The 10,965-nt window shown below is 65.5% G+C and carries 8 protein-coding genes and 1 pseudogene; 8 read left to right on the forward strand and 1 reads right to left on the reverse strand.

Annotated elements, in window-relative coordinates; translation table 11 throughout:
* Positions 1-74: 74 nt before the first annotated feature.
* Positions 75-3,758, reverse strand: coding sequence for a DUF748 domain-containing protein (locus AB7P10_RS12815; RefSeq protein ID WP_428294241.1), 3,684 nt, complete (start codon positions 3,756-3,758; stop codon positions 75-77).
* 736 nt (positions 3,759-4,494) lie between these two features.
* Between AB7P10_RS12815 and AB7P10_RS12820 the strand changes: the two genes are divergently transcribed.
* The 8 genes and pseudogenes from AB7P10_RS12820 to AB7P10_RS12855 all read left to right on the forward strand — a co-directional run.
* Positions 4,495-5,385: a transglycosylase SLT domain-containing protein gene (locus AB7P10_RS12820; RefSeq protein WP_428294242.1), complete on the forward strand. Its 891-nt coding sequence runs from the start codon at positions 4,495-4,497 to the stop codon at positions 5,383-5,385.
* A 226-nt stretch (positions 5,386-5,611) separates the two neighbouring features.
* On the forward strand, positions 5,612-6,856 hold the full coding sequence (gene glyA / locus AB7P10_RS12825) for a serine hydroxymethyltransferase (RefSeq protein ID WP_428294243.1): 1,245 nt from the start codon (positions 5,612-5,614) through the stop codon (positions 6,854-6,856).
* Positions 6,857-6,878: 22 nt separating this feature from the next.
* Positions 6,879-7,328: a transcriptional regulator NrdR gene (gene nrdR / locus AB7P10_RS12830; protein ID WP_428294244.1), complete on the forward strand. Its 450-nt coding sequence runs from the start codon at positions 6,879-6,881 to the stop codon at positions 7,326-7,328.
* A 109-nt stretch (positions 7,329-7,437) separates the two neighbouring features.
* Positions 7,438-7,998, forward strand: coding sequence for a GspH/FimT family pseudopilin (locus tag AB7P10_RS12835; RefSeq protein ID WP_428294245.1), 561 nt, complete (start codon positions 7,438-7,440; stop codon positions 7,996-7,998).
* Between the two features lie 8 nt (positions 7,999-8,006).
* The gene (gene pilV, locus AB7P10_RS12840; protein ID WP_428294246.1) at positions 8,007-8,603 is read left to right on the forward strand and encodes a type IV pilus modification protein PilV; all 597 of its coding nucleotides are present in this window, start codon (positions 8,007-8,009) and stop codon (positions 8,601-8,603) included.
* Entirely contained in the window at positions 8,588-9,661 is a 1,074-nt protein-coding gene (locus AB7P10_RS12845; protein ID WP_428294247.1) for a PilW family protein, read from the forward strand. The genes pilV and AB7P10_RS12845 overlap by 16 nt, the downstream gene beginning before the upstream one ends.
* Positions 9,662-9,668: 7 nt before the next feature.
* On the forward strand, positions 9,669-10,379 hold the full coding sequence (locus AB7P10_RS12850; RefSeq protein WP_428294248.1) for a pilus assembly PilX family protein: 711 nt from the start codon (positions 9,669-9,671) through the stop codon (positions 10,377-10,379).
* A 24-nt stretch (positions 10,380-10,403) separates the two neighbouring features.
* Positions 10,404-10,965, forward strand: a pseudogene (locus tag AB7P10_RS12855) (hypothetical protein); the annotation flags it as partial.

The raw sequence follows: 10,965 nt of genomic DNA on the forward strand, positions 1-10,965 counted from the left end.
GCTGGCGCGACCAGCGCCTATTGTCACCGCAGTTGCAAACCAACTGCGCGGCATGGGGCTGCCACGCGAGGCACTCAGCGTGGCGCGAGCTTGAGTTCGGCGTGCGGCCGCCACTTCTCGCCCTGGCCAGCCGTCAGGGGTGCGCCAAGGAACATGCGGTCTTCAGGCAGCTGGCGGCTGGCGAGGTAATCCTTGACGGCAACCCCGCGCGCCACCGCGAGTTCGCGCATGGCGTCGGGCGTGACCGGGATCGAGGCCAGCAGCAATGCCTCCATCTCGGCCTGGGGAATGTCCTTGGCGATGCCGATGAAGTTGCGCGGCTTGGGAATGTCCGCGCGGCGGTACACCTCTTTCAGCAGCCCCGGGTATTCCTCCGCGGACACCATCAACGCACCGCCAATGGCCACGCCCTCGCGCGCCAGCGCGCGGCGCTTTTCGGCCAGCACGCGCTCGTCGAGCCGGGCGCGCTGGTATCCGGCGCGCTCGGTCTCGAGGTCGCTGTGACCCACCACCGTGATTTGCAGTGCGGGCCGATCGGCCAGTGCCTTGGCCACCGTGTCCAGGCGCTGACGGCCGGCGTCGTCCAGCCGCTGGCTGCCCGGGCTGAACACCACCCGGCTCATTTCCTCGCCGCCCCCGCCAAAAGCGCTCGCGATCAGCGAGAACGGCGCGGTGATGGCCTTGCCGATGAGGTTGAAGATGAGGCGGAAGATCAGTGGCCCGAGCCGGAACTGCGGATCGTTGAGCGAACCGCTGACGGGCAGGTCGATGTCGATCACGCCATTGCGGTCGGCCAGCAGGGCCACCGCCAGCTTGACCGGCAGATTCGGCGCGTCGCTGCCGGCCACGCGCTCGCCAAAGCCCAACTGGTTCAGGATGATCTGGTTGCTTGCCGTGAGCTGACCACTGGGCTCGACCTTGTAGGCCACGTCCACGCTGAGCTTGCCGCGCTCGATGCCGTAGCCGGCGTATTTGACGCTATAGGGTGAAAGCGGCGGCAGTTCGAGATTGCGCACGCGCCCCCGGATGTCGAGCGCCAGCGGCTGTGCCAGCGGATTGAGCCGGCCGTCAATCTCGAGCGCGGCTGTGCCTTCGGCGCGCCCTCGCAGCGTGAGATCGGCCAGTTGCGCCGTGGTGCCCGCCGCAGCACTGGAGAACGCGCTGAGGCTGCCAGTGACCTCGCTCAGGTTGGCCGAGTAATTGGGTTGGATGAAACGATCGGAGAACAGCACACGCCCGTTGACCAGGCTGATGGGACCAGAGCGGATATCGGGATCTGGTGCCGCGGTGGCGACCGCAGGAGCCGGCGCGGCCGGCGCGGCGGGTGCCGGTGCACCGACCGCTGCGGAAGGATCATCCTGCGGCTTTACCAGGCCCTGCAGGTTGAAGCGACCCGTTTCATCGAGGATCAGCCGCGCAAAGTAGTCGCTGAGCACGGTCTCGTCCACCGACACACGGGTGATCTGCCCGGGTGCCAGGTCAAGCTGCAATCCCCGCACCTGCAACGACTTCCAGGCCAGCAGGTCCTCGGCGGGCGACAAGGTGCTGGCCTGGAGATCGTCCAGCGTGACGCTGCCGGCAAGCAGCAGCCGCAGACCGGCCGGTGGCAGCGCGGCCTCGACCTTGCCTCGGTAGCTGGCGTCCGCGCGCAGCAGTTCCAGGTTCAGCCGGTCGCCGAAATAAGGCTCCAGCGCGTGCAGGGGTAAGCGCTCGGCCTGCACCTGCAGCCGGGTGCGCAGGCCGACAGCGTCCTGCGACGCCGGTGCCGGGAGGCGCAATGTGCCATCCAGCGACAGCCGTCCCGGCTCCAGGCGATTGGCGAGCGCCGAGGCGAGGCGCAGTTGCAAGGACACCGGCATGTCCGGCTGCTTGTGTGCCAGGGGTTGCAGGTTCTTGACCCGCAGCCGGATCTGGCTGAGTTCGAGCCGGACCGGCCGCGCCGACGCCTGGTCGTCCAGCGCGATGCTGCCCGCATCCAGTTGCACATCGGACAGCGTCACTTGCCAGCCCGCAGGCGCCGCAGGGGCTGGATCCGCAGCCTGACCGGCCCCGGCGGGCGCTCTCTTCAGCAAGCGCTCGAACATCCAGCGCCCGTCCCCGTCCCGCTGCGCGCGCACCTGGGGCCGGGTGAGCACGATCTGGCCGACCGTTGCGACCTGGGCCGTGAGGTCCAGTTGCGCGTCCTGAACCAGAAGCCTGCGCAGACTCGCCAGAGGCTGCCGGCCCGAACCCAGGCGCCCGTCGTTGAACTCGATCCGCTGCGCATTCAGCGTCAACCCCATGGGTTGGTCGTCCTGTCCTGCGCGCCAGTCGAACCGCAGATCGGCCGCGAGGCGCCCGTGCAACTCTGGCTCGAGCACGCTGGCGACATACGGCGACAGCAGGGTCAGAGGCAGTTCGCCCAGCGCCATTTGCGCCTGAGCCTCCCGGTCGGTCACATGCCCCTTGAGCGTCAGCGGCGTCGCCCCCAGGCGTGCGGACACATCGAAGGCCGCTGGCGCCTGCATCGGCCATTGCCAGGCCCCCACCTGAATCCGCAGGTCATCCAGCGCGATCTGCGCAGCAGGTTGCACGGCGGCGTCGCTCCATTGCAGCTTGCCGTCCTTGAGATCCGTGCTCGCCACACTGATCCGCCAGTCAGCCCCTCCGTGTGAAGATGAGGCCGCAGAGGGAGGTTCGGCGGGCTTCGGGGTTCCGGTGGGCGTGGCCAGGGCAGCAAAGGCTTCGGCCACACGCTGGAGGTTCAGTCGCCCGGCCGCGTCGCGCGCGAACGCCACGCTCGGCGCGCGAAGCTCGATGGATGCCAGATCGACGTGCCGCGCCAATGGCTCCACCCGGTTCAGGGTCACGCCAAGGCTCTCCCAAGCCAGCAGCGCCGCGCTGCCCGATGCCCCCACGCGCTCGACCACCCTCAATCCCGAGAGCGCCGCCGTTCCCGCGATCAACAGGCGCGGCGTGTCTTGCTGCTCGAAAGTCAGTTTGAGGGCGAGCTGCAACACCCCCGCTTCCGGCCGCACCGGCCATTCGGCGGGCCAGTACGGCAGGTACGGCGCCAGATCCAGCGCAGGGATGTCCACGCTCGCGTCGGTCTCCCGCGTCTGGGCAAAGGGTGTGGTGCTGGCGCGCGAATCGAAAGCACTGCCATTGAGGATGAAGGCCAGGCGCGGCTCCGTCACGACGTCGTGGCGCGATGGCAGGTTGCTCAGGAAGGGCACACCGATGTCGAGTTCGCTCAGGCGGTGCGTGGCGCCCACGCTGTCGTCCACAAACACCAACTCACCACCAGAGAGGGTGATGTTGAACAGGGCGAAATGCGCCGGATCGGATGGTGGCGCGTCGGCTCTGGGGCTCAACCGTTGCAGCACATCGTCCACGTCGTAGCGCCCGCCCCCGAGGTGCCGCACGCTCAGCCGCGGCCGTTCAAACGCCACGGCGTGGGCCACCGGGGCCAGCCGGAACAATGACTGCAGCTCGACATCGGCGTAAAAACGGCCCAACGAGAACTGCTCGGCATCACCCGCCGCATTGGCCACATGCAGGCCTTCGATGGCCAGTTCCAGCGACCAGGGCTGGAACGCGACCCGCTCCACCGTGACCTCCCGGCCCAGGGCCGCAGAAGCCTGTTTTTGCAGTTGCCACTTCAACAGGGGCGGCATGCCCAGCCAGGTCAACAGCCACAGCAGCAACAGGCCCGCCAGGGCGTACCCCAAGCGGCGCGTCCAACGGCTTCGCGTCAGGCTGTCGAGGTAGGCGTTCATCGTGCGTAGTATTGCGGGCCCATGCCGCGAGTGTCGTCGAACTCCCGACTCCACCGGGGCCCCGGGGCCACACGCCTGTCTAAAAGCCCGGCAACGGCAAGGCACACCCCAAAAACAAGAAACCCCGGCAAACGGGGTCTGCCGGGGTTGACGGCGGGCCAAATGCTCTTGCCGTCGGTTTTGGCGGAGGGAGTTTGATGTCTCTCCAGCCTGGAAGCAACAGATTGCTCCCGTTGGGGGCTGACGTGCGGATCACCGCGTTGCCAGCTTGTGTCTGCTTCTGAAAACAGACGGGTGCAGGTTACTCCCCGGCAGCCCCTCGATCAATAGCGGCACGTCGGGAGCCCATGGAGATTATTTATCGCGTGGCCTGAAGCCATTCGAGCCCTCCGGAATCCCGTTCCGGCACGTGAAAGGTAGCGTGTAACCGACAGGCGGTCTTTGCCATGCTCTCGGGCTGCATGCCTTGACGGCGCTGGTGACGCCGCTAGCAAAGCCCGTTTGCTTACGTTTTCTCACACTTGTTAATAGCAAAAAGTAATTTTGATCAATGTTAAAAACATTGACTTGATATTAATAAGCCCATAGGATGCGCCAGCTTTTCCCGATAAAGGGTTAACCCGAACCGCAGCCCCGGACCCGCTCGACCGCTCACGCACCCCACTGAGCATTGAACGAGGCCTGACCCAGCCAGCCCCTGCCACCCATTGGGACTGGCTTAGCAAGGAGCGACACCATGACCGCGAACATCGCGACGCCACCCAAGAGCACTTCAAGTGCCGTGGCTTCCCTCAAGACCGCCATCGGCGATGCCTATCAAGGCTTTTTCGACATAGCTCATAACGGCTTGGCCCTGCTGGGCACATTGCTGGCCGTGGGCCTGATCATCCTCAGCGCCCGTGCCGACCTTCGTGCCAACGCGGAGGAACAGCTTCTGGGCTGGCTGCTGGAGCGTCAGGAAGCGGCCAACGCGGACGCCATGTACATTGCGGAGCCAACCGCCGCCGACCGCGTGACAGCAGCGCAACCTGACAACCTGCCCAAGCAGCAGGCCAATGTCACCTTCTGGCTCAGCCGCAAGTACCGCGTGGCACCGGAGCCCTTGAGCGTGCTGGTGGCTGAGGCGTTCCAGATCGGCGAAAAAGCCAAGCTCGATCCCACCCTGATCCTGGCCGTCATGGCCGTGGAGTCCCGCTTCAACCCCTTCGCGCAGAGCCCAGTGGGCGCGCAGGGGCTGATGCAGGTTCTGACACGCGTGCACACCGAAAAATACGACGATTTCGGCGGACAACTGGCGGCCTTTGATCCGGTGTCGAATCTGCGCGTGGGTGCCAGGGTCCTGCAGGATGCCGTCAAGCGCGCCGGCTCGGTCGAGGGCGGCCTGAGGCTTTACGTCGGAGCGGTCACCACGGACGGCAGTTGGTACATCAATCGGGTCATGGCCGAACACCTGCGCATCCAGAGCGTGGCGCTGGGCAAACCCATGCAGCGGTATGTACCGCAGCCGCGTGTCACGCCCGTAGTGGCCCCTTCCGCGCCGGTGCCCGCTGCAGCACCAGGCGGCGACATCGAGGCTGGCGGCTCGGTTCCGCCCCTGGCCCACGCCGCACCCCTCACCCGGTCCTGAGCCAGCCTCGGCTAAACTAGCCGGGTACGCAACTGGCGATAGGCGCGCACCCCGGCAGGCTCCTGCCGACGGCAGCCGCTGACGTGGCCCCCCTGCGCGATCCAGGATCGACCTCAGGGACAACCACTGGGAAGCGTACCGCCCGAACGGCAATGGTTCGGGTGTTCAGCCGTTCGCCTGGGCAGCCCTTGTCACCGCGCAAGGTTCCACGTCTTGAAGGACTGCCATGTACGACCGCAACATTCTCATTGAGCAAACCGACCCTGAACTGTTTGCCGCCATCCGGGCTGAAAACGCGCGCCAGGAACACCACATCGAGCTGATCGCCAGCGAGAACTACGCCTCGCCAGCCGTGATGGCTGCCCAGGGCACGCAGCTCACCAACAAGTACGCAGAAGGCTACCCTGGCAAGCGCTACTACGGCGGCTGCGAGTTCGTGGACGTGGCCGAACAACTGGCCATCGACCGGGTCAAACAGATCTTTGGCGCTGAAGCCGCCAACGTGCAGGCGCACTGCGGCGCCTCGGCCAACGAAGCCGTGTTCCTGGCCTTTCTCAAGCCGGGCGACACCATCATGGGCATGAGTCTGGCCGAAGGCGGCCACCTCACCCATGGCATGGCGCTCAACATGAGCGGCAAGTGGTTCAACGTCGTGTCCTACGGCCTCAATGACAAGGAAGAGATCGACTACGACGCCATGGAGCGCAAGGCCCACGAAACCCGACCCAAGCTCATCATCGCGGGCGCGTCGGCCTACAGCCTGCGCATCGACTTCGAGCGCTTTGCGAAGGTCGCGAAGGACGTCGGCGCCATCTTCATGGTCGACATGGCCCATTACGCCGGCCTGATCGCGGCCGGCATCTACCCCAACCCCGTGCCGCATGCGGACGTGGTCACATCCACCACCCACAAGAGCCTGCGCGGCCCGCGAGGCGGCATCATCCTGATGAAGGCTCAACACGAGAAGGCCATCAACAGTGCCATCTTTCCCGGCCTGCAGGGTGGCCCTCTGATGCACGTGATCGCGGCCAAGGCGGTGGCCTTCAAGGAGGCCTTGGCGCCCGAATTCAAGGCATACCAGCAACAAGTGCTGAAAAATGCACGCATCGTCGCGGAAACTCTGGTTTCTCGTGGTCTGCGCATCGTCAGTGGCCGCACCGAGAGCCACGTCATGCTGGTCGACCTGCGCGCCAAGGGCATCACGGGCAAGGAAGCCGAGGCCGTGCTGGGCAGCGCCCACATGACGATCAACAAGAACGCGATTCCCAACGATCCCGAGAAGCCCATGGTCACCAGCGGCGTGCGCATCGGCACGCCCGCCATGACCACGCGCGGCTTCAAGGACGAGGAGGCCCGGCTCACGGCCAACCTGATCGCCGACGTGCTGGACAACCCGCGCGACGCGGCCAACGTCGACGCCGTGCGCGCCAAGGTCAATGCCCTGACTTCGCGCTTCCCGGTCTACAAGTGACGCTATCAGGCGGCATCGTGCAATGAAATGCCCATTCTGCGGCCATCTGGAAACCCAGGTCGTGGAGACGCGCGTCTCGGAAGACGCCGATTTCATCCGCCGGCGCCGCCAATGCGGCCACTGTGAAAAGCGCTTCACCACCTATGAGCGGCCAGAGGTAAGCTTCCCAGCGGTGGTCAAGAAGGACGGCCGCCGGGTGGACTATGTACCGGGCAAACTGCGTGCGTCCTTCGCGCTCGCGCTGCGCAAGCGTCCGGTGAGCACCGAGCAGGTGGACGCAGCCATTGAACGCATCGAGGAAAAGCTGCTCAACCTCGGCGCGCGCGAGGTGCCCGCCAATCGCATCGGCGAGATGGTGATGCGCGAACTCAAGAAGCTGGACAAGGTGGCCTACGTTCGCTTTGCCAGCGTGTACCGCAGTTTCGAGGACATCGACGAATTTCGGGCTCTGGTGGACGAAGTGCGGCGCTGAACGTGCCCGATTCCACGCGGATCGGATACCCCCACCCGCTTGTCGCAAGCCACCCCGCATTCATCGGCTTGCGGCGGTCGTTAGCAGCTGTAACAGGCAGACTGGCACGATGGTCAAACTCCATCCATGTGCCTATCAAAGGCCCCGCCCGCAGCAGTCTGGCTTCACCATCATCGAACTGATGGTGGTCATGGTGCTGGTGGCCGTCATGGCCATGCTGGCCACGCCCAGCTGGCGGACGCTTCAGGCCCGCAACGCCATCCGCGCGTTGGCCAACGACTACACACTTTCGGTTTACTTTGCACGCTCGGAAGCGGTTCGCCAGAATGCCCCCGTCACCATCTGCCCCAGCAGCGATGGCGCCACTTGCACCGACAGTGCGCTGGAAAACGGTTGGGTGGTTTTTCAGGGCCTCAGCGATGCGGCCGCGCCGGTGATCCTGCAGGACACACTTCCCCGCACGGGTGTTCGTACCGCGTTCAGCACCAACGCCGTGGCCAACCGCGCACTCACGTTCCTGCCCAACGGACAACCTGCGGCGAACTTTGCCGGCAACACGCTGCGTGTGTGCCCAGCGGATGCCGCCTTCGACAACCTGTCGCGTGACGTCGTGATGAACCGCACGGCGCGACTGACCGTTGTCTCACCCGGCGTCTGCAACATCCCATGATCAGAACCATGTCCCTGCATCACCAAAAAGGCTCTTCCCTGATTGAGGTGCTCATCACGATGTTGGTGGTGGCCGTGGGCCTGCTCGGCGCGGCCGGCCTACAACTTGCGTCAACGCGCTATCAGCAGACTTCCACCTTGCGGTCGCAGGCGCTGCTCCATGCGGATTTCATCATCGAGAAGATGCGGGTTAACAATGCCAACCTGCGCTTCACCAATCTGGTGACCGCCCAGGCCAATCCGGAGACCGCCTACCTGGCCGCCGATGAATACGACGATGCAGATGACCTGCCGGACGATCCCGCCTGCGGACTTGATGGTCAACCCGTCTGCACGGCCGCAGAGGCGGCACAACGCGACTTGCGCGAGTGGCGCCTGGCGCTCGCACAGGATTTACCCGGCGGTCGGGGAGCCATCTACCCCGTCACCAACGCTGGGGGGGTGACCGAGCCCAATGCGCGTCGCGTGGTTGTGATGTGGCGGGAGAAGAGCGAGGCAGCCACGGACAACGTGGCCAACCAGGCCGCCGCCGAAGCGACCGACGCCACCTGCCCAGGCGTGGCGGTGGCCGGCATCCGCTGTCTCAACCTGTGGGTGACGCCATGAAACACCGGATCCTCCGTCGGCGCCGTCAGCGCGGCCTCTCTCTCATCGAACTGCTGGTCAGCCTGACCATCGGCCTGGTCATCCTGACCGCCATTGGTACGGCCTACGTGAATACCACCAACACAACCAGACAACGCGAGGACCAGGCGCAACTGAACGACCCCGCGCGGGATGTGATGCGCATTCTCAAGCAGAACCTCACGCAGGCCGGCTATGTGGATATCTTCGACCTGGATGCCACCAACCGCGCCCAGGCTGCGTCGCTGTTCGTGCCGGGCGACCCGGTCCGAGCCAACATGTTCATCCGGGTACCCGGTGCTGCCGCCCTTCAAGCGCCCATTGGACAGTTCTTCCCTGGCCTGACACCGGTGTTCGGATGCGACGGGGCGATGGCGAGCGATCCCAATGCCATCCTCTCGTCACCTCCGCCAGCTGTCCCAGCTTGTGGTGTGGCGAACGCCACCCGACATACGTTGCAGATCGCCTACCAGGGCGTCCCCAACAATGCGGCGAACGCCACCAACAGCTTGCTCCCCGCCGACGCCACCACTGGCGACGGTCTGGACTGCCTGCAGCGCACGCCGCCCGCAGGGGAGGTCATGGTCATCAACCGCTTCTCGGCACCGGCACCCGCACCTGGCGCTGTGTCACAACTGAACTGCGAAGGTTCCGGTGCGGCAGGCGCGCAATCACTCGCTGCAGGTGTAGAGGAATTTGTGCTGCGCTACCAGATGTCGGCGCCAGGCACCGCCGCCAACCCTATCGCCGCCGGTAGTGGCCAACAGCGTTACATCAGCGCCGCCGACGTGACAGCCAGCGCCCAGGGCTGGGCCGGTGTGACCGCGGTGGAGATCTGCATCGTATCGGCGACCCCCACCACCAGCGGTCCCGCAGCCCCCGGCACGGCTGCGCTGCAGCCCGCGCGGCCCACTTGCACGCGCGACGCCAATGGCGCCTTCGACGCCGACATCGCGCGCGCCGCGGGCGACAACCGCCTGTGGAAGCGCTACACCTCGGTGGTGTCGGTGCGCAACGCGATATTCGCCACCCCTTTGTGAGCCAGGCATGACAAGGCAACACTCTCAAGGTTTCGTGCTGGTCACCAGCCTGATCTTCCTGATCGTGCTTTCGCTGCTCGGCGTCATGGCCATGCGCGGCTCGCTGTTCGAGGAGCGCATGGCGGCCAATGACCGGGAGCACGCCATGGCACGCGAGTTCGCCGAGCTGGCCTTGCGCGACGCAGAGCGCGACATCCTTGGCCTTCACTTCGATGGCACCACGTACTGCGCCAGCGCGGGCGCGGGCGTGTGTGCGCTGCGCCGCCCGGCCGGGTCCCGGCCTGCCAACGCCGCAGACGCGGGCAATTTCTGGATCGCGGCCAACCCGGCCATCGACGACATCGGCCAGGACAACGGCGGGCTGGGCGGCGCAGCGAACATTCAGGGCATCTACTCCGCAGGCGCGGCCACAGCCTGCGGCATGCCGGTCTGGAGTGGCGCCGCATGGGAAGCCGTTTCGCCTGCATGCGCCGGGACCATTGGCGCGGCCGTTCCCACGGTGCAGTACGGCACCTTCACCGACGCTCCCTTCAATGCGCCGGCCGGTACCGTCCCACCCCGCTACATCATCGAGCTTTTCAGGGCCGACGATCTGGCCATCACGCCCACGTCCAACAAACTCTTCTTCCGCATTACCGCCGTAGGATTTGGTCGCACCACGGGCACTGGTGGTGCGCGCACGTCCGTGACCTTGCAGTCGGTCTTCTCGCCGCTTTGACGCATCTTGCTCAGGGAACATGACATGAAAACGCCGTCTCAACGCCAATTCGCCGCAGGCCTGCTCCTGTCACTGGCTGCAGCCTCCTCGTGGAGCTTCGTGCCCAGCACGCAGCCACCGGAGAGCACCGCTGTGCCTGGCAACGTGATGCTGGCGCTGTCGGTGGAATTCCCGACCGGTCTGCAGGTGTCTTACGACACCACGAACTACAACAACCTGCTGAAATACGAAGGCTATTTCGACAACCGCAAGTGCTACACCTACGACACGACCAACGAGGTGTTCAACCCCACCAGCGCGATCACCGCCACCGACACCTGCGAGAACGCCGAGTGGAACGGCAATCTGCTGAACTGGCTGACCATGACCAACCTGGACCAGTTCCGCTCGGTCATGACCGGAGGCACGCGCGACAACTTCTCCAGCAAGAACGCCAGCCACCCCGGAGACACGACCGCCCGCACGGTGCTGATCCGATCGTTCAGCGACCGCAACAGCTACAACCCGATCAAGCGCATCCGCACCACCGAACCCATCCCCAGCACCTTGCGAAGCGCAACGGCCAAGTACGTGCGCTCGGGTGGCT

This window comes from Hydrogenophaga sp., assembly GCF_050182545.1.
In the GTDB taxonomy this organism is placed as follows: Bacteria; Pseudomonadota; Gammaproteobacteria; order Burkholderiales; family Burkholderiaceae_C; genus Hydrogenophaga.

Coding starts and splice junctions, on each gene's coding strand:
- AB7P10_RS12850 (WP_428294248.1), top strand. CDS start 9,669: ATGACAAGGCAACACTCTCAAGGTTTCGTGCTGGTCACCAGCCTGATC.
- AB7P10_RS12815 (WP_428294241.1), bottom strand. CDS start 3,758: ATGAACGCCTACCTCGACAGCCTGACGCGAAGCCGTTGGACGCGCCGC.
- AB7P10_RS12820 (WP_428294242.1), top strand. CDS start 4,495: ATGACCGCGAACATCGCGACGCCACCCAAGAGCACTTCAAGTGCCGTG.
- AB7P10_RS12835 (WP_428294245.1), top strand. CDS start 7,438: ATGGTCAAACTCCATCCATGTGCCTATCAAAGGCCCCGCCCGCAGCAG.
- nrdR (WP_428294244.1), top strand. CDS start 6,879: ATGAAATGCCCATTCTGCGGCCATCTGGAAACCCAGGTCGTGGAGACG.
- pilV (WP_428294246.1), top strand. CDS start 8,007: ATGTCCCTGCATCACCAAAAAGGCTCTTCCCTGATTGAGGTGCTCATC.
- glyA (WP_428294243.1), top strand. CDS start 5,612: ATGTACGACCGCAACATTCTCATTGAGCAAACCGACCCTGAACTGTTT.